The organism is Pseudomonas sp. TH15 (assembly GCF_016651105.1).
Classification (GTDB): Bacteria; Pseudomonadota; Gammaproteobacteria; order Pseudomonadales; family Pseudomonadaceae; genus Aquipseudomonas.
Genome location: NZ_JAEKEL010000001.1, coordinates 254,968 through 273,076, shown reverse-complemented (window position 1 = coordinate 273,076; position 18,109 = coordinate 254,968). Strand labels below are relative to the sequence as shown.

Sequence of the window (18,109 nt, the reverse complement as noted above, 5' to 3'; positions counted from 1 at the left end):
ACACAAATTCCGGCGATCTACACTTTACGGATGACGGTTGCGCACTAAACCCGCAAAATGCAACGATTCCGGCAACTATCGACGACATCGCCTGCCGGCGCTGTCGATACAGCCATCGTTCCAATCAGACTGGGCCTGCTGACTCTATGCGAATGCGCCTTATGTTACTGGGCGGCGGAAATGCCCTTGGGCAGGCGCTGATTCGCCTCGGTGCGGAGGAAGACATCGGTTTCCTCGCCCCCCGCCCACCACAAGACGGCTGGGATGCCGCGAGCCTGACGCAACTGCTCGACGACACCCGCCCGGACGCGCTGATCAATCTCGCCTACTATTTCGACTGGTTCCAGGCGGAGACGGTCAGTGAACAGCGTCTGGCCGGGCAAGAACGCGCGGTCGAGCGCCTGGCCGAACTGTGCCAGCACCACAACATCGTGCTGCTGCAGCCTTCGAGCTATCGAGTGTTTGACGGCTCGCGGGCCACGGCCTACAGCGAAAAAGACGAGCCGGTGCCCCTGGGCCTGCGCGGTCAGGCCTTGTGGCGGATCGAGCAAAGCGTGCGTGCCACTTGCCCGCAACACGTGTTGTTGCGCTTCGGCTGGCTGCTCGACGACAGCCCCGACGGCACCCTCGGGCGTTTCCTCGCCCGGGCCGAGACGCCTGAAGAGCTGCTGATGGCCGACGATCGCCGGGGTAATCCGACGCCGGTGGACGATGCGGCTCGGGTGATCATTTCAGTGCTCAAGCAACTCGATTGTGCAGCGCCGCTGTGGGGCACCTATCATTACGCCGGACATGAGGCGACCACGCCGCTGGCATTAGGGCAGGCGATCATCACCGAAGCACGCAACCTGCACGAACTGGCCATCGAAGCGCCGACCGCCCAGGCACACGCTGCGCGGCCCGACGCTGCCGAAGAACCGCAACACGCGGTGCTGGCCTGCAAGAAAATTCTGCACACCTTCGGGATCAAGCCCCGCGCCTGGCGCGCGGCGCTCCCGGGCTTACTGGATAGGTTTTATCGCCATGGCTGACGGCCCTGTTTTAATCACCGGCGGCGCCGGTTTCATTGGTTCGCACCTCACTGATGCCTTGCTTGCCCAAGGCCATTCGGTGCGGATTCTCGATGACCTGTCCACCGGCAAACGCACTAACCTGCCGCTGGACAACCCCAAGGTCGAACTGATTGTTGGCGACGTCGCCGACGCGGCATTGGTCGCCCGCTCGATGATCGGTTGCAGTGCTGTCGCGCACTTGGCCGCCGTGGCCTCGGTGCAGGCGTCGGTGGACGATCCGGTGAAGACTCACCAGAGCAATTTCATCGGCACCCTGAATGTCTGCGAGGCCATGCGTCAGGCCGGCGTAAAACGGGTGTTGTTTGCCTCCAGCGCGGCGGTTTACGGCAACAACGGCGAAGGTGAGTCGATTGACGAAGACACCGCCAAGGCGCCGCTGACGCCGTACGCCTCGGACAAATTGGCTGGCGAGTACTACTTCGATTTCTACCGCCGCCAGCATGGCCTGGAGCCGGTAGTGTTCCGCTTCTTCAACATCTTCGGCCCACGCCAGGACCCGTCCTCGCCGTATTCCGGGGTGATCAGCATTTTCAGCGAGCGTGCGCAGAAAGGCCTGCCGATCACCGTGTTCGGTGATGGTGAGCAGACGCGGGATTTTGTTTACGTTGAAGATCTGGTCGATTTGCTGGTGCAGGCGATCGAGAAACCACAGATCGAAGTTGGAGCGGTCAACGTCGGCTGGAATCAGGCCACCACGCTCAAGCAGATGCTGGAAGCGCTTGGCCAGGTGGTCGGTGAGTTGCCGCCGGTAAGTTATGGTCCGGCGCGTTCTGGTGACATCCGTCACTCGCGGGCGAACAACCGGCGTTTGTTGGAGCGGTTTACTTATCCAGCGCAGACCCCGATGAGCGTTGGCTTGGCACGGTTGTTGGGTCGGGACTGAAAAGCCCCTTGACCATTCGAGCAGGCATGAAAAAGGCGCCCTTCAACAGGCGCCTTTTTCACGGCCGGAACTTATCGCGATCCCTGTAGCGAGGGGATTTATCCCCGATCAACTGCTCAGCAGTTGCCTCAGTTTCAAGTCTGCCCACCACCAAGCCTCATTCACCACCACGTGAACGTTCGGTAAAAATCAGCTTAGAACTTGTAGCCCAGGCCAACCATGTACACGAACGGGTCCACATCCACATTGACCTTGGCCCGAGTGCCTGGCGCCACGGCGTCGTTTTCCACGGTCGCACGGGTGTTGATGTCAATGTAGCGCATCTGGGCGTTGAGCATGATGTTGTCGGTGAGCATGTAGTCAGCCCCGACCTGGAACGCCATGCCCCAGGAGTTTTTAGCCTTGAAGTTGCTGAACCCGTTGGCTTGCGCTTCGTTGCTGAGCTTTTCGTCGTAGATCCAAGTGTAGTTGATACCCGCGCCCACATACGGCTGGAAGGCCGACTTGTTGTCGAGCGGGTAGTAAACAACGCTCAGGGTCGGTGGCAGGTGTTTGAGGGTGCCGAGCTTGCCGTTGGCCGCGCCCAGGCCGGTGCCTTTGAGGTTCACGTCATGCTCGAACGGCGAGGCGGCGAGCAGCTCGATACCGACATTGTTGGTGACCATGTACGCGAAGTTCAGGCCCAACTGTGTGTCGCTGTCCATGGTGGCCTTACCACCCAGGTTGGTACCGGCCAATGGGCCTTGATCGACCTTGACGCTGGAGCTGCTGGCTTTCGGGTTGACGGTGATTGCACCGGCGCGAACGATGATGTCGCCAGCGTCGAAGGCGTGGGCGAGCGGGGCTGCGAGCGCGAGGGCAAACAGCGAAGCGCTGAGCAAGGACTTGTTCATGGGGGCTCCAAAGGACGTTGAAAATGTTCGATGTCCAATGGTAAAGAGCCATCTGATACGGTCTTTTGATTCAGCTCAATGAAACAGTGATGGGTCCAGTTTTCGTGGAACCTTTGAGGGTCTCATCGCGAGCAAGCTCGCTCCCACAGGGGATTTGTGTCTATGCACAGATCCAATGTGGGAGCGAGCTTGCTCGCGATGGCTATCTATCCAACACAACATGACTACCGGATTCACTCCGGCAATTCATACACATAAATCTTGTCGGCATTCATCTGATACCCGGCATCCGCCAATTCGCTGCTGGACGCCTTTACCTGCAAAGAACCTTCGATCCAGTACGGCTGATACAGCTCATCGAGCTTCACACCGACCTCGCTTTTCACATGCACGATCTGGTTCGACGGCGGTGGCGGCACGTGGATGCAGGCGCCGAAATACGGCACCAGCAAGAACTCCGTGGTGCGACCTTCTTCGCTCACTTCCAGCGGCACGATATAACCCGGCAGTCGGATCTTCTTGCCATCGAGGCTTTTCACCACCGGCGCATTGGGCAAATCCTGCTTGGCGGCCGGGGCCGATTCAAGCGCGCTGCTCATCTGTGACAGATCATGCAGCGGCGTCATGTTCGGCACTTCGGCCGGGGCGTCCGGCGGGATCATTTCCTGCCAGGTCAAATCCTTCGGCTCGGCCGCCCACAGCGGCAGGGCGACCAGCATCAACAGCGCGAGCAGAGCGCGGGGCATCTTTAACGTCCTCATAAACGGATCGACAGGCCATCGGCCAACGATTGGCGATACGCACGCCAAGCCGGCACGCTGCCCATCAGCAGCGCGGCGATCAGGATGCCACCGAGCAACGTCCATTCATATTCGCTCGGCCACGACAGTGGCAAGTACAAGCCGTAATTGGCCTGCACATAACCTTGCGCCGCCGCGATGCACACATACAACAACGCCACGCCGGCAATCACTCCGGACAACGCCAGGGCAAACGCCTCCAGTACCAACAGCGTTGCGATGTGCCATGGCCGTGCACCCACCGAACGCAGAATCGCCATCTCGCGCCGCCGTTCATTGAGGCTGGTGAGAATCGCCGTGAGCATGCCGATCAACCCGGTCAACACCACAAACAACGAGACCACGAACAGGGCTTTCTCCGCCGTGCTCATCAAACTCCACAGCTCCTGCAATGCAACGCCCGGCAGGATCGCCAGCATCGGTTCGCCAAGGAATTCGTTGATTTCACGCTGGACCGCGAAGGTCGAAATCTTGCTGTTGAGACCGAGCATGAACGCGGTGATCGCTTGCGGTGTCAGGTCCATGTTGCGCGCCTGGTCGGCACTGATCCGGCCTTTGCCCTGCGCGGGCACGCCGTTGTGCCAGTCGATATGGATCGCTTCCATCCCGCCGAGGCTAATGTGCAACGTGCGGTCCACCGGGGTGCCGGTGCGTTTGAGAATGCCGACCACGGTGAATGGCTTGTCGTCGTGCTTGACCAGGCTGATCACGGCCACGCCGTGGGCCAGCACCAGTTTGTCGCCGAGTTTGTAGTGCAACGCATCCGCCACTTCGGCGCCGAGCACCACTTCAAACGGGTCGGTGGCGAAAGCCCGGCCATCGGCCAGTTCCAGGTGTTGCTGATGGCCGTACTGATAATGCTCGAAGTACGCCTCGGTGGTGCCCATTACCCGATAACCGCGATGGGAATCGCCGAGGGACATCGGGATCGCCCACTTCACTTTCGGGTTGTTGGCGAAGTGTTCGAAGCTGTCCCAACGGATGTTGTTGGTGGCGTTGCCGATGCGAAACACCGAGTACAGCAACAGGTTCACCGAACCGGAGCGGGCGCCGACGATCAGGTCGGTGCCGCTGATGGTGCTGGCGAAACTGGCCTTGGCTTCAGTGCGCACACGTTCAACGGCTAAAAGCAGGCAGACCGACAGGGCGATGGCGAACGCGGTGAGGATCGCGGTGAAGCGGCGGTTAGCCAGGCTGGCCAGGGCTAGACGAAACAAATACATCTCAGACCTCGAACGGGGTGGCGGCGCGATTAAGCTCGGCCAGCGACAGGTTGCGATCGAACAGCGGCGCGAGGCTCTGGTCGTGGCTGACGAACAACAGGCTCGACCCGGCTTCGCGGCATTCGGCGAACAACAAGCGAATGAAGTTCTCGCGAGCGTCGTAATCCAGGGCCGAGGTCGGTTCGTCGGCGATCACCAGTTCCGGCTGACCGATCAACGCCCGTGCGGCGGCGACCCGTTGTTGCTGGCCGATGGACAACGAATCGGCGCGGCGGCTGAGGATGCTTTCATCCTTCAAGCCCAAATGAGCGAGGAGGGTGGCCGCCGCTTGATCGACGCTGCCGTGGCGCTGTTTCGCCCGTTCGGCGCGCAGCTTGGAGAAGTGGCAGGGCAACTCGACGTTCTCGCGCACCGAGAGGAACGGCAGCAAGTTGAACTGCTGGAAGATGTAGCCGGTGTGATCGACGCGGAAACGGTCACGGGCGCCGGCACCGAGCTCGGTCAGTTCCTGGCCGAGCAAACGGATGCTGCCACGATCGGGCTTCTGCACACCGCCGAGCAGGCCGAGCAGGGTGGTCTTGCCACTGCCGCTGGGGCCCTTGAGGAACAGGGTTTCCCCGGCTTCCAGGCGAAAGGCCGGGATATCCAGCAGCGGCGGGTGACCGGGCCAACTGAAGCCCAGGTCGGACAGTTCGATGAGTGCTTGGGTCATAGCGCCGATTTCATGGGTTTGTCTTGATTACAGCTACAACCCCGATCCCTGTAGGAGCGAGGCTTGCCCGCGAAAGCGATCTTACAGTCGACATCTCTGCTGAATGTGACGGCCTCTTCGCGGGCAAGCCTCGCTCCTACAAGGGGCGGGGGTTGATCAGAAGTTGAGCGATGCAGCCTTCGCCGTCACTTCAACGCCTTGCTGGCCGCTCGGGCCGATCAGTTGTACCTGAATTTTCTGGGTCGCCGGGAAGGTATTGAAGATCGTCGCCAGGTCCAGGGTCTTCAGCGCGCCAGGTGCCGAGCAGCTGAATTGGTAGTGGGCGTGGATTTCGCTGTGGTCATGGTGATGCTCGTGACCGTCCTTGTCCGCTTCGGCGTGGTCATCGTCGTCATGATCGTCGGCGTCCGGCTTGTCGCCGAACAGCGGGCTTTCCAGTTCCTGGGTCGCGACCTTGCAACCGGCCGCTGCAGGCAGGTTGAACAGCACCAGCGGGTTTTCCAGGCGTGCACGGGCGGCGGCGACTTTGGCTTTGTCGGCGTCAGTGGTGGCGGCGTGTTCGAAGCCCACCAGGTTCATCGCCGGGCTTTCCAGCTCCAGCTCCAGGGTCTGGCCGTCCAGCGCCGCGTTCAGGCGACCGACGCCATGTTCATGGGCGCCGAGGCTGCCGTGTTCAGGTTCATTGGCAGCATGAGCAACGGCCAGCGGCAACAGGGCAAACGGCAGAGCGAGCAGCAGACGACGCATGGCGGGTCTCCGGAAAGTAAAGTGAAGAGTTTGTTATGTAATCTTATAACGAAAGTGCGGAGAGTTTGACCGTCCGCTTGGCGTTGCACAAGACCCATGGGAGCATGCATGTCAGAAATGTGCAGGAGCAGACCTATGTTGCGAATACGCGGAAGCATCGGCGACTGGCCGGTGGATTTGACCCTGGAGCTGGACGATAGCGACTGGGCACGGCTCGGCGCGCAGTTGCAGGTGAGCAAAACCGAAGAGGCCAGCGCCCCTGCAGCCAAACCAGTGAACCAGGATGAGGCGCTGTGGCAAATTGCCAAGGACCTGCTGCGCAAGGCCGGGCAATTGAGCGGGCCGGATTTGCTGGAACAACTGGAAGGACTGACCGGCAGCGCGGCCTCGGGCAAACGCTTGCTGGTGCGCTTGCGTCATTGTGCGGATGTGAAAGTAGTGAGCGGCGGGGATACGCCGCTCTATAGCTGGCGCGAGCCAGCGTAGGAGCTGCCGAAGGCTGCGATCTTTTGATCTTTAATACAGCGCGGCAAACAACTTGCGGCGGTACGTGGTCACCAATGGGTGATCGTTGCCCAGCAATTCGAACACCTGCAGCAAGGTCTTGTGCGGCAAGCCTTCGCTGTAGCTGCGGTTGCGGATGAACAGCTTCAGCAGCGAATCCAGCGCCGGTTCGTATTGCTGGCGAGCGAGTTGCTGGATCGCCAGTTGATAGACCGCTTCATCGTCCTGCGGGTTTTTCGCCAGGCGCGCTTTCAGGTCGGCGGCATCCGGCAAATCCTTGGCCTGACCCAGGAATTGGATCTGCGCCTTGGCGCCGGCCAGGGCGGCTTTGTGCTCATCGGTCTTGACCGCGTCGAGCACGGTTTGCGCTTCACCCAATTCACCGCGCTCGGTGAGGCAACGCGCATAAAGGATCAGCGCTTTCGCGTTGGTATTGTCTTCGCCCAGCAGCACCTTGAGGATGGCTTCGGCGTCGGCGAAACGACCTTCGTCGAACAACGCCTGAGCCTGTTCGAACGGATCGGCAGCGGCCGGCGGCGGCATTTGTACGTGCGGTTCAAGCATCGCGCGGACGGCGGATTCCGGTTGCGCACCGGCAAAACCGTCCACCGGTTGACCGTCCTTGAACAGCACCACGGTCGGCAGGCTGCGAATGCCGAAGCGCGAGACGATGTCCGGCTCGACGTCGCAATTGACCTTGGCCAGCAGCAACTCGCCCTGATAACTCTCGGCGATGGTTTGCAGCATCGGCATCAGCGCCTTGCATGGCGCACACCATTCGGCCCAGAAATCCACCAGCACCGGCTTGTGAAAAGAGTTCTCGATCACCGACTGGTCGAAATCAGCAGTCGTGGCGTCGAAGATGTACGGCGTTTCCTGACTCATGGGGGATCTCTTGGAAGCGTGAATGAGGCAACTATACGGCTTGGTGGGGGCTGGCCGGAAGCGGGGTGGCTGTTGGAGAGGTATTGGCTGACAGGACGTTATCGCGAGCAAGCTCGCTCCCACATTGGAATTGTGGCGAACGAGGATTTTGTGATCGACACAAAACAACTGTGGGAGCGAGCTTGCTCGCGATGCTTCTAGCCGCGCCGCGCATGGTAAAGGCTCACATGCCGAAACTCTTCGGGCTCGGCCAGGTCCGGCAAGGTCATGGCCTCGAGCATCTCGATGCGCCGGTACAACGGATGACGAAAATCCCTCACCCGCGAATCCGCGACCAACGCTTCCTGGCCACGACTCAAAAACTCATCGAGTAGCGGCAGATTCGCCCGGTCATACAGCACGTCGGCGACGAGAATCAGATCAAACCGATCCGCCTCGGCAAAGAAATCTGCCGAGTAATTGAGCTCCACATCATTGAGTTCAGCATTCGCCCGACACGCGGCAATCGCCAGTGGGTCCAGGTCACAGGCCACCACTTCCAGCGCCCCGGCTTTCACGGCGGCAATCCCCGCCACGCCGGAACCGGCGCCGAAATCCAGCACCCGTTTGCCTTTGACCCACTCAGGAAACTCAGCGAGATAACGCGCCACCGCCAAGCCGCTGGCCCAGCAGAAACTCCAGTACGGCGGCTCGTGCAGAATCCGCCGGGTTTCTTCGGGGCTGAAGGCGCGATCCATGTTGTCGCCGTCGATCAGCCAAAGCTTCAAGTCAGTGTCCGGCAACTCACAAGCAACAAGCTGTGCGTCACCGAGCAGTTCACCCAATGCCTGTTGCAGGTCGAGCGGTGCAATCATGGTGCTTTGACGAATTGCAGCTGGCCCAAGGCCTGGGTGGTGGCTTGCTCAACGCGCACGGCCGGCAAGTGCAATATCAACTGACCGGACTGGCTGGCGCGGCCACGTAGTTCAACGCGAGCGCCGACCGGGAAGGATTCCGGATTGAAACGCAGGCGAAACGGCAGCACTTGGTTGGTACCGATCAGGCTGGAGCTGGCCAGCAACTGTTGCGGACGGGATTTGTCGTCGATCACCAGCAACGCCAGCTCAACTTCGGCACCGGCCGGCACGCCTTGCAGGGTGCCGCTCAGTTCACGCTGAAAAGCGGGCAGTGGGCCGAGGTCAGCCGACTCCTTGGCTTTTTTCTGCGCCTGTTGCGGCGCGGGGCCCGGCGTCGGTGGCTGGGGCTTGGGTGCATTGCTGCCGCAGGCCACCAGCAGGCTTAAAATACTGAGCAGGACGAGCGGTCTTAGGGACATTTAAGGCTCCAGCAAGGTGACATCCATAATAGCTCGTCTGTATACCGCAAACCCTATGGCTTGTCTTGCCACCGGGATGCGCTACCATGGCCCTCCCTTTTTTTGTTGCCTGCCACCATGCACTGTCCCTTCTGCGGTGCCAACGACACCAAGGTCATCGACTCGCGTCTGGTCGCCGAGGGCGAACAGGTGCGCCGCCGGCGTGAATGCCTGGCCTGCGGCGAACGTTTCACGACGTTCGAGACCGCCGAACTGGTGTTGCCGCGCCTGATCAAAACCGACGGCAGCCGTCAGCCGTTCGACGAAGAAAAACTGCGCGCCGGTATGCAGCGGGCGCTGGAGAAGCGTCCGGTGAGTGTCGAACGCCTCGAATCGTCGCTGGTGCACATCAAACACAAACTGCGCGCCACCGGCGAACGCGAGGTCAAATCCCTCGTGGTCGGTGAACTGGTGATGGCCGAGCTGCAAAAGCTCGACGAAGTCGCCTACATTCGCTTCGCCTCCGTGTATCGGCGCTTTCAGGACCTCAACGAGTTCCGCGAAGAGATCGATCGCCTGGCCCGTGAGCCGGTGAAAGAATGACCACCTCCCCAGAACAAGCCATCCTCGACGCCCATTACATGGCCCGCGCGCTGGAACTGGCGCGCAAAGGTCACTACACGACTCACCCAAACCCTCGGGTGGGCTGCGTGATCGTGCGGGACGGGCAGATTGTCGGCGAAGGCTGGCACGTGCGCACCGGCGAACCTCACGCCGAAGTCCACGCCTTGCGCGCTGCTGGCGATAAGGCTCGCGGCGCCACTGCATACGTAACCCTCGAACCTTGCAGCCACCATGGTCACACGCCGCCCTGCGCCGATGCGCTGGTGAACGCCGGTGTCGCCCGTGTAGTTGCATCGATGCAGGACCCTAACCCGTCGGTCGCCGGTCGCGGCATGGCGCGATTGGCCCAGGCCGGTATTGCTACCGAAAGCGGTGTGCTGGAAGGCGAAGCGCGCAAGCTCAACGAAGGCTTCCTCAAGCGCATGGAACACGGCTTGCCGTTCGTGCGGGTCAAGTTGGCCATGAGCCTGGACGGTCGCACGGCGATGGAAAGCGGCGAAAGCCAATGGATCACCGGCCCGGCCGCCCGTTCGGCGGTACAACGCCTGCGTGCCCAGGCCAGCGTGGTGCTGACCGGCGCCGACACGGTGCTGGCGGACAATGCGCGGTTGACCGTGCGTGCCGCTGAACTGGGTCTGGACGCTGAACAAACCGCGTTGGCCATGAGCCGTCCGCCGCTGCGTGTGCTGATCGACGGCCGTTTGCGCGTGCCGCTGGATGCGCCGTTCTTCAAGGCTGGCCCGGCGCTGGTCGCCACCTGCATGGCCATCGAAGAGCAATATGCCAACGGCCCGGAATGCCTGATCGTGGCCGGCGACGATGGCTTGGTCGACTTGCGCAAATTGCTGGTCGAACTCGCCCATCGTGGGGTCAATGAAGTCTTGGTCGAAGCCGGCCCGCGTCTGGCCGGCGCGTTTGCCCAGCAAGGTCTGGTGGATGAATTCCAGATCTTTATTGCCGGCAAATTTTTAGGCTCGTCCGCGCGCCCATTGCTGGACTGGCCGCTCGCGCAAATGAAGGATGCGCCCGAGCTCAAAATCATCGAAATTCGCGCGGTTGGCGATGACTGGCGAGTCATCGCCATACCTGTGCCAGCAGCGAGCGTATAATTCCCGGCTTGCGCCACGCGACAGCCTTGTTCTCGAGGAGGACTCCATGTTTACCGGCATCATCGAATCCATCGGCAGTATTCGTGCATTGACCCCAAAAGGCGGAGATGTGCGGGTATACGTAGAAACCGGCAAGCTCGACCTGAGCGACGTCAAACTGGGCGACAGCATCGCGGTCAACGGCGTATGCCTGACCGCAGTTGAACTGCCAGGCAATGGCTTTGCGGCAGACGTCAGCCGCGAAACCCTCGACTGCACCGCCATGAACGACCTGAAAAGCGGCAGCCCGGTCAACCTGGAAAAAGCCCTGACCCCGACCACACGTCTGGGTGGGCACCTGGTCAGCGGTCACGTCGATGGCGTGGGCGAAGTGGTTGCCCGTACAGAAAATGCTCGCGCAGTGGAATTCCGCATCCGCGCGCCGAAAGACCTCGCCAAGTACATCGCCCATAAAGGCTCGATCACCGTCGATGGCACCAGCCTGACCGTGAACGCAGTCGATGGCGCCGAGTTCTTGCTGACGATCATTCCCCACACCCTGAGCGAAACCATCATGGCGTCTTACCAGCCAGGTCGCCGGGTGAATCTGGAAGTGGACTTGCTGGCACGTTATCTGGAGCGCCTGTTGTTGGGCGACAAGGCCGCAGAGCCAAGCTCCAGTAACATCACCGAAAGCTTTCTGGCCGCCAACGGCTACCTCAAATCCTGACTCAAGGGGGTGCCTTGTGGCGCTCAATAGCATCGAAGAACTGGTTGAAGATATCCGCCAAGGCAAGATGGTCATCCTCATGGATGACGAAGATCGCGAGAACGAAGGCGACCTGATCATGGCCGCCGAGTGCTGCAAGCCTGAACACATCAACTTCATGGCCAAGCACGCCCGTGGCCTGATCTGCATGCCGATGAGTCGCGAGCGCTGCGAACTGCTGAAGCTGCCGTTGATGGCGCCGCGCAACGGTTCCGGTTTTGGCACCAAGTTCACCGTGTCGATCGAAGCCACGACCGGCGTGACCACCGGCATCTCCGCCGCCGACCGCGCCCGCACCGTGCAGGCCGCTGCCGCCAAGGATGCCAAGGCCGAAGACATCGTCAGCCCGGGCCACATCTTCCCGCTGATGGCCCAACCCGGCGGCACCCTTGCTCGCGCCGGCCACACTGAAGCGGCCTGCGACCTGGCGCGCATGGCCGGTTTCGAGCCGAGCGGTGTGATCTGCGAAGTGATGAACGACGACGGCACCATGTCCCGTCGCGCTGAACTGGAAACCTTTGCTGCCGAACACAACATCAAGATCGGCACCATCGCCGACCTGATTCACTACCGGATGATCCACGAACGTACCGTTCAGCGGATTGCCGAGCAGCCGCTGGACAGCGAACTGGGCCAATTCAACCTGGTGACCTATCGTGATTCCGTGGAAGGCGACGTGCACATGGCCCTGACCCTGGGCACCGTGTGCGCTGAAGAACCGACCCTGGTCCGGGTGCACAACATGGACCCGTTGCGCGACCTGCTGATGGTCAAGCAACCGGGCCGCTGGAGCCTGCGCGCCGCCATGGCTGCGGTCGCCGAGGCCGGTAGCGGCGTGGTGCTATTGCTCGGTCACCCGCTCGATGGCGACGTGTTGCTGGCACACATCCGCGAAACCGCGGAACACGTACCGGCGAAAAAACCGACCACCTACAGCATCGTCGGTGCCGGTTCGCAGATCCTTCGGGACCTGGGCGTGCGCAAAATGCGCCTGATGAGTGCGCCAATGAAATTTAATGCGATATCCGGTTTCGATCTGGAAGTTGTAGAATACGTGCCCTCCGAATAATGACTGGGTGTTTCCAGTCCTTGATTCGCGGTTAACACATCACTGAGGGACGCGTAGAAAACGCGTCCCGGCTCTTTAAGAGATCTAACGAATGACCCTGAAGACCATCGAAGGTACCTTCATCGCCCCTAAAGGCCGCTACGCTTTGGTAGTGGGCCGTTTCAACAGCTTCGTCGTTGAAAGCCTGGTTAGCGGTGCAGTTGATGCCCTGGTTCGCCATGGCGTGAGCGAAAGCGACATCACCATCATCCGTGCGCCTGGCGCCTTCGAAATTCCGCTGGTTGCGCAGAAAGTCGCTCAGAAGGGCGAGTACGCGGCAATCATCGCCCTGGGCGCGGTCATTCGTGGCGGTACTCCGCACTTCGAATACGTGGCTGGCGAATGCACCAAGGGCCTGGCCCAGGTGTCCATGGAGTTCGGCGTACCGGTCGCTTTCGGCGTCCTGACCGTTGATTCCATCGAGCAAGCCATCGAACGTTCCGGCACCAAGGCCGGTAACAAAGGTGCTGAAGCTGCCCTGTCCGCTCTGGAAATGGTCAGCCTGCTGGCGCAGTTGGAGGCCAAGTGATTAGCGACGAAAGTGATCGTTTCAACCCGCGCGATCCAAAGCCTGCGGATGCCGGCAAGCCATCGAAAAGCGTCAAGCGTCGCGAAGCCCGTCAGCTCGCGACTCAAGCGCTGTATCAATGGCACATGGCCAAGCAATCGCTGAACGAGATCGAAGCGCAGTTTCGGGTCGATAACGATTTCAGCGATGTCGATGCCGCCTACTTCCACGACATCCTGCACGGCGTTCCGGCGCACCGCACCGAGATCGATACTGCCCTGGCCCCGTGCCTGGACATTACGATCGAAGAGCTGGACCCGGTTGAACTGGCCGTTCTGCGCCTGTCGACCTGGGAGCTGATCAAGCGTGTCGACGTGCCGTACCGCGTTGTGATCAACGAAGGTATCGAGCTGGCGAAAGTCTTCGGTTCCACCGACGGCCACAAGTTCGTCAACGGTGTACTCGACAAGCTGGCCCCGCGTCTGCGTGAAGCTGAAGTGAAGGCGTTCAAGCGCTGATCCTTTGATCAGTGCTTGGAAATGCCATGGGCGAGTTTGAGCTGATCCGCAATTTCTTCGCCGCCGCGCCTTGTGCGCAGGGCGGCGAGGGCGTTGCCCTTGGGATCGGCGACGACTGCGCCTTGCTGGCTGTTCCCTCCGGGGAACAGTTGGCGATTTCCACCGACACCCTCGTTGCCGGTGTGCATTTCGCAGATCCTTGCGACCCGTTTTTGCTCGGTCAGCGCTCGCTGGCTGTAGCGGTCAGTGACCTGGCCGCCATGGGCGCCACTCCCATTGCCTTTACCCTTGCCCTGACGTTGCCGACGGTGACCGCCGATTGGCTGGACGCCTACGCCCGTGGTTTGAACGTCATGGCGCAGAGCTGTGGCGTGGCGCTGGTGGGTGGCGACACCACTCGTGGGCCGTTGAGCCTGACGATGACCGTGTTTGGCCGTGTGCCGGTCGGCAAGGCGTTGACCCGCAGTGGCGCGCAGCCGGGCGACTTGCTGTGTGTCGGCGGTGAGCTGGGCAATGCCGCCGGGGCCTTGCCGCTGGTGCTTGGTCAGCGGACTACTGAAGCGGCCATCGCCGATCCGTTGCTGGCCCATTACTGGGCGCCGCAACCGCAACTGGCCCTCGGTCAGGCGTTGCGCGGCAAAGCTACCTCGGCGCTGGACATCTCCGACGGCCTGCTCGCCGATTGTGGGCATATTGCGCTCGCGTCGAAGGTCGGCATTCAGGTTGAGCGGAGTAAGCTGCCTGTATCGACGGCGTTAGTGGCGTTCCTCGGTCAATCGGGCGCTGAAGACGCGGCCCTGAGCGGTGGTGACGACTACGTGCTGGCCTTTACTTTGCCGCCCGTCGAATTGCCCCGACTGCTGGCCGACGGTTGGCCGATCCAAGTGGTCGGCCAGGTCGTGACCGGGCAGGGCGTTGTGCTGCTGGAGGCCGATGGACAAGACATCACCCCGCAAACCCGGGGCTATCAACATTTTCGGGAGACACCGTGACAGATCATCCCAAACAGACCCCGGCGGAATTCGTACCGCCTTCGGTCTGGCGTAATCCGTGGCATTTCCTGGCGTTCGGCTTCGGCTCGGGCACCTTGCCAAAAGCACCGGGCACCTGGGGGTCGTTAGTTGCGCTACCCTTTATTCCGTTGTGGCAGATGTTGCCCGACTGGGGTTACTGGCTGATGCTCGGCATCACCATGCTGTTCGGCTTCTGGCTGTGCGGCAAAGTGGCCGACGATTTGCGAGTACATGATCACGAAGGCATCGTCTGGGACGAGATGGTCGGGATGTGGATCACCCTGTGGCTGGTGCCGCAAGGTTGGTACTGGTTGCTGGCAGGGTTCTTGTTGTTCCGCTTCTTCGACATCCTCAAACCGTGGCCGATTCGCTGGATCGACCGCCACGTGCATGGCGGCGTCGGGATCATGCTCGATGACGTATTGGCCGGGGTCTTTGCATGGCTGGGGATGCAGGGTCTGGTTTGGCTTTTTGCCTGAGTGGCAAACCGGGGAACTAGGGATGGCTCGACGCTGGTTGATGGTGGTTTTCGCGATGTTTTGCTCACTCGCCCAGGCGGGGGATGTCGCGCCGACGCCGTCCGTGATTCATCTGGCCAGCGAAGACTGGGAAGACTACACCGCTGCTGACGGCCACGGCCTGGGCTGGGATCTGCTGCGGGCGATCTTCGAGCCGGCGGGTGTCAAGCTGGACATCCGCACCGAACCTTACACGCGCGCCGTGGGCTTGGCCCAGCGGGGCGAAGTGGACGCCTGTGTCGGTTCCTATCGGGATGAAATCAGCGATCTGCTCTATCCGCACTGGAACTTCGACACCGATCACATCTATGCCTTGGGCCTGGCGAGCAATCCGGCGCCGACCCTCGACACCCTGGGCAACTATCGACTGGCCTGGGTTCGTGGCTACAAATATCAGGATTACCTGCCGAACATTCACCGCTACAACGAAGTGGTGCGGCGTACCGGAATCCTGTCGATGCTGACCCACAACCGCGCCGACTATTACATTGATGCGCTGACCGAAGTCGATTACATGGTCGCCCGGGCCAAGGATCCGTCGCAGTTTCGTCGAACCCACATCGCCGAGTTGCCATTGTTCCTGTGTTTTGCCGACAACCCCAAGGCCCGCGCGTTGATGGCGTTGTTCGACCAGCGCATGGAACGGCTGGTGAAAAGCGGCCAGTTGAAACCGGTCTTCGCCAAGTGGAAACAGCCCTACCCATTCGATGCGAACTGAGCGCAGATATTGTGTCCAGCACTGCCCCCTGTGGGAGCGAGCCTGCTCGCGAAAGCGCTGGGTCAGGCAGCACAGAGATTGAATCTGCCGACGCCTTCGCGAGCAGGCTCGCTCCCACAGGGATCCGCAATGGCCGGGAGATATCAAACTTTTTGATCGTTATGCCCCATAATTCAGCCTAAGCGTCGGTTAGAACCTGCTGTTACAATGCCGCGTCTGCGAATCTCCAGTACTTATTGATCAGGAGCACACCGGTGCCTGTCGTTTTTGTCGCCGCTTCCAAGCTGCCAACGCCTTTTGCGCAATTCACCATGCACGGCTTTCTCGATGAAGAAAATGGCCGAGAGCACGTGGTGCTCAGTCTGGGTGAGTTCGATGACGGTGCCCCGGTGCTCGGCCGCTTGCACTCCGAATGCCTGACCGGCGATGCCTTGTTCAGCCAGCGTTGCGACTGCGGCTCTCAGCTTGAAGCAGCGTTGCAGGCCATCGCCCGCGAAGGCCGTGGCGTGTTGCTGTACTTGCGTCAGGAAGGTCGTGGCATTGGCCTGCTGAACAAAATCCGCGCTTACGAGTTGCAGGACGGCGGCGCCGACACCGTTGAAGCCAACGAGCGTCTGGGCTTTGCCGCCGATCAGCGTGACTACGCCATGTGCCTGCCGATGCTTCAGCACCTGGGCGTGAAATCCCTGCGTCTGATGACCAACAACCCACGCAAGGTCAAAGCCTTGACCGACATGGGTATCGTGGTCGCCGAGCGAGTGCCGCTGCACACCGGGCACAACCCGCACAACAAACTCTACCTGGCCACCAAGGCCAAAAAGCTCGACCACATGATGGGCAACGAGCATCAGGGCGAGGCAGATCGGGCGTGACCCGCGGCCAGGTTCGGCGCCGACTGTCGTTCAGCTGGTGGCAATACCTGGCGCTGGCCTTGTTGCCGCTGTTCGTGATCAACGGCGTGTTTGGCCAGAGCGAGGCGATCCTGCCGGTGCTGGCGATGCCGTTGTTCATCGCCGGTGTGGCCTCGATGTTTGTCAGCCTGAAGTTCTTTAGTGGCTATAAACATGCGCTGATCGCCACCCAGAAAGCCCTCGACACCCCTGAAGAACCTGCTGCCTGGATTACCTTGGCCGCCAAGCGTCGCACGGCGTTCCTGGCTGCCGGCCTGCCGGCGTGGATCGGTGCGCTAGCGGTGTTCGTCGGTCTCGAAGCGGTGCCACTGGTGCTGCTGGCGCTGTCGACTACGGTGCTGTTCTACCTCTACCGTATTCCGCGTCAACTCGGCTGATGCTTCGTCATTGGCTGGCGGTGTTGCTGCTGGCCGTCAGTGGCTCGGCGGCTGCGGTCGAGCGGGTGGTCAGCCTGGCGCCGTCTCTATCTGAAATCGTGGTTGAACTGGGTTCGGCAGACCTGTTGGTCGGTGTGCTGGATGCCGGTGAGCGTCCTGCTGAACTCAAGGATCTGCCTTCCGTTGGCCGCTACGGTCAGTTGGACATGGAGCGATTGCTCAGCCTCAAACCCGATCTGCTGTTGCTCTGGCCCGGCAGCGTCGGCCCGGCGCAGCGTGAACAGCTCAAGCGGTTGAACATTCCTACCTACGTCGCCGAACCGCATAACCTCGGACAACTCACCGCACAGATTGAATCCATCGCCACACAGCTCGGCCGACCGGAGCGGGGCGTGAAGTTAGCGGCGGACCTGCGACAAAAGCTGGATAACCTGCGCCAGCGCTATCGACGGGACAAGCCGTTGCAGGTGTTCTATCAAGTCTGGGATCGGCCGTTGTACACCGTCGGCGGTGGGCAGATCATCAGCGATGCGCTTGAAGTGTGCGGTGCGCGCAATGTGTTTGCCGACCTGACATTGCCAGCGCCGCAGGTGAGCGTGGAGGCGGTGCTGCAGCGCAATCCCGAGGTGATTCTGGCCGGTGATCAGGCGCAGCTCGATGCCTGGAAGGCGTGGCCGCAGGTGGCGGCGGTGGCTCGCGGGCAATTGTTGTTGGTGACGGATAAAGGCCTGGAGCGGCCGAGTGGGCAGATGATCGAGGCGACGGCCAAATTGTGCCAAATCATCGCGCCGGACCAATAACCTGTGGCGAGGGGGCTTGCCCCCGTTCGGCTGCGAAGCAGCCCCAAGACCATCACCCCGGATCTTCAGATACACCGCGCTTGCTGGGTTTACGACTGCTGCGCAGCCGGACGGGGGCAAGCCCCCTCGCCACAATTGACCGA

Annotated in this window: 23 protein-coding genes; 15 read left to right on the top strand and 8 right to left on the bottom strand. The window is 61.1% G+C overall.

Annotation, left to right across the window (positions count from 1 at the left end; all coding sequences use genetic code 11):
* The first annotated feature begins 146 nt into the window (after positions 1-146).
* Complete coding sequence (locus JFT87_RS01280) at positions 147-1,031, top strand: sugar nucleotide-binding protein (RefSeq protein ID WP_201198209.1); 885 nt, start codon at positions 147-149, stop codon at positions 1,029-1,031.
* Positions 1,024-1,956 (top strand): NAD-dependent epimerase/dehydratase family protein, encoded by a 933-nt coding sequence (locus tag JFT87_RS01275; protein WP_201198208.1) that lies wholly within the window; start codon positions 1,024-1,026, stop codon positions 1,954-1,956. Before JFT87_RS01280 ends, JFT87_RS01275 begins: the two co-directional genes overlap by 8 nt.
* A gap of 194 nt (positions 1,957-2,150) precedes the next feature.
* On the opposite strand, the gene JFT87_RS01270 is transcribed toward JFT87_RS01275, so the two are convergent.
* From JFT87_RS01270 to JFT87_RS01250, 5 genes are all read right to left on the bottom strand, one after another.
* Positions 2,151-2,849 carry an OmpW/AlkL family protein gene (locus JFT87_RS01270; RefSeq protein WP_201198207.1) on the bottom strand — a complete coding sequence of 233 codons (699 nt, stop codon included), beginning with the start codon at positions 2,847-2,849 and terminating at the stop codon, positions 2,151-2,153.
* Positions 2,850-3,082: 233 nt separating this feature from the next.
* Positions 3,083-3,595, bottom strand: a complete 513-nt coding sequence (locus JFT87_RS01265; protein ID WP_201198206.1) for a DUF3299 domain-containing protein — start codon at positions 3,593-3,595, stop codon at positions 3,083-3,085.
* A gap of 11 nt (positions 3,596-3,606) precedes the next feature.
* A complete protein-coding gene (locus JFT87_RS01260) occupies positions 3,607-4,872 on the bottom strand; it encodes an ABC transporter permease (protein WP_201191833.1) in 1,266 nt (421 codons plus the stop codon).
* A gap of 1 nt (position 4,873) precedes the next feature.
* Positions 4,874-5,584 (bottom strand): ABC transporter ATP-binding protein, encoded by a 711-nt coding sequence (locus tag JFT87_RS01255; RefSeq protein WP_201198205.1) that lies wholly within the window; start codon positions 5,582-5,584, stop codon positions 4,874-4,876.
* A 156-nt stretch (positions 5,585-5,740) separates the two neighbouring features.
* On the bottom strand, positions 5,741-6,331 hold the full coding sequence (locus tag JFT87_RS01250; RefSeq protein WP_201198204.1) for a DUF2796 domain-containing protein: 591 nt from the start codon (positions 6,329-6,331) through the stop codon (positions 5,741-5,743).
* Between the two features lie 135 nt (positions 6,332-6,466).
* Here JFT87_RS01250 and JFT87_RS01245 point away from each other — a divergent pair, with 135 nt between their 5' ends.
* Positions 6,467-6,817: a hypothetical protein gene (locus JFT87_RS01245; protein WP_201198203.1), complete on the top strand. Its 351-nt coding sequence runs from the start codon at positions 6,467-6,469 to the stop codon at positions 6,815-6,817.
* 30 nt (positions 6,818-6,847) lie between these two features.
* Here JFT87_RS01245 and trxA read toward each other — a convergent pair whose 3' ends face one another.
* The 3 genes from trxA to JFT87_RS01230 all read right to left on the bottom strand — a co-directional run bounded on the left by trxA (position 6,848) and on the right by JFT87_RS01230 (position 9,035).
* Complete coding sequence (gene trxA / locus JFT87_RS01240) at positions 6,848-7,720, bottom strand: thioredoxin (RefSeq protein WP_149660947.1); 873 nt, start codon at positions 7,718-7,720, stop codon at positions 6,848-6,850.
* A 197-nt stretch (positions 7,721-7,917) separates the two neighbouring features.
* The gene (locus JFT87_RS01235) at positions 7,918-8,574 is read right to left on the bottom strand and encodes a class I SAM-dependent methyltransferase (protein WP_201198202.1); all 657 of its coding nucleotides are present in this window, start codon (positions 8,572-8,574) and stop codon (positions 7,918-7,920) included.
* The gene (locus JFT87_RS01230) at positions 8,571-9,035 is read right to left on the bottom strand and encodes a hypothetical protein (protein ID WP_201198201.1); all 465 of its coding nucleotides are present in this window, start codon (positions 9,033-9,035) and stop codon (positions 8,571-8,573) included. The genes JFT87_RS01235 and JFT87_RS01230 overlap by 4 nt, the downstream gene beginning before the upstream one ends.
* Positions 9,036-9,152: 117 nt before the next feature.
* Between JFT87_RS01230 and nrdR the strand changes: the two genes are divergently transcribed.
* The 12 genes from nrdR (at position 9,153) to JFT87_RS01170 (ending at position 17,966) form a co-directional block, all read left to right on the top strand.
* Positions 9,153-9,617: a transcriptional regulator NrdR gene (nrdR, locus tag JFT87_RS01225; RefSeq protein WP_003228656.1), complete on the top strand. Its 465-nt coding sequence runs from the start codon at positions 9,153-9,155 to the stop codon at positions 9,615-9,617.
* Positions 9,614-10,747: a bifunctional diaminohydroxyphosphoribosylaminopyrimidine deaminase/5-amino-6-(5-phosphoribosylamino)uracil reductase RibD gene (gene ribD / locus JFT87_RS01220; protein WP_201198200.1), complete on the top strand. Its 1,134-nt coding sequence runs from the start codon at positions 9,614-9,616 to the stop codon at positions 10,745-10,747. Before nrdR ends, ribD begins: the two co-directional genes overlap by 4 nt.
* A gap of 46 nt (positions 10,748-10,793) precedes the next feature.
* Positions 10,794-11,456 carry a riboflavin synthase gene (locus tag JFT87_RS01215; protein ID WP_201198199.1) on the top strand — a complete coding sequence of 221 codons (663 nt, stop codon included), beginning with the start codon at positions 10,794-10,796 and terminating at the stop codon, positions 11,454-11,456.
* Positions 11,457-11,472: 16 nt separating this feature from the next.
* Positions 11,473-12,564 (top strand): bifunctional 3,4-dihydroxy-2-butanone-4-phosphate synthase/GTP cyclohydrolase II, encoded by a 1,092-nt coding sequence (ribBA, locus tag JFT87_RS01210; protein ID WP_123509922.1) that lies wholly within the window; start codon positions 11,473-11,475, stop codon positions 12,562-12,564.
* A gap of 91 nt (positions 12,565-12,655) precedes the next feature.
* Positions 12,656-13,132: a 6,7-dimethyl-8-ribityllumazine synthase gene (ribH, locus tag JFT87_RS01205; RefSeq protein ID WP_003185938.1), complete on the top strand. Its 477-nt coding sequence runs from the start codon at positions 12,656-12,658 to the stop codon at positions 13,130-13,132.
* Positions 13,129-13,629, top strand: coding sequence for a transcription antitermination factor NusB (nusB, locus tag JFT87_RS01200; RefSeq protein WP_007944234.1), 501 nt, complete (start codon positions 13,129-13,131; stop codon positions 13,627-13,629). Before ribH ends, nusB begins: the two co-directional genes overlap by 4 nt.
* 26 nt (positions 13,630-13,655) lie before the next feature.
* Positions 13,656-14,621: a thiamine-phosphate kinase gene (thiL, locus tag JFT87_RS01195; RefSeq protein ID WP_201198198.1), complete on the top strand. Its 966-nt coding sequence runs from the start codon at positions 13,656-13,658 to the stop codon at positions 14,619-14,621.
* The gene (locus tag JFT87_RS01190; protein ID WP_201198197.1) at positions 14,618-15,121 is read left to right on the top strand and encodes a phosphatidylglycerophosphatase A family protein; all 504 of its coding nucleotides are present in this window, start codon (positions 14,618-14,620) and stop codon (positions 15,119-15,121) included. The genes thiL and JFT87_RS01190 overlap by 4 nt, the downstream gene beginning before the upstream one ends.
* A 22-nt stretch (positions 15,122-15,143) precedes the next feature.
* Positions 15,144-15,878, top strand: coding sequence for a substrate-binding periplasmic protein (locus JFT87_RS01185; protein WP_201198196.1), 735 nt, complete (start codon positions 15,144-15,146; stop codon positions 15,876-15,878).
* A gap of 254 nt (positions 15,879-16,132) precedes the next feature.
* Positions 16,133-16,750, top strand: coding sequence for a GTP cyclohydrolase II (ribA, locus tag JFT87_RS01180; protein ID WP_201198195.1), 618 nt, complete (start codon positions 16,133-16,135; stop codon positions 16,748-16,750).
* Positions 16,747-17,166 (top strand): MFS transporter, encoded by a 420-nt coding sequence (locus JFT87_RS01175; RefSeq protein WP_201198194.1) that lies wholly within the window; start codon positions 16,747-16,749, stop codon positions 17,164-17,166. The genes ribA and JFT87_RS01175 overlap by 4 nt, the downstream gene beginning before the upstream one ends.
* Entirely contained in the window at positions 17,166-17,966 is an 801-nt protein-coding gene (locus tag JFT87_RS01170) for a cobalamin-binding protein (protein ID WP_201198193.1), read from the top strand. The genes JFT87_RS01175 and JFT87_RS01170 overlap by 1 nt, the downstream gene beginning before the upstream one ends.
* The last annotated feature ends 143 nt before the right edge of the window (positions 17,967-18,109 follow it).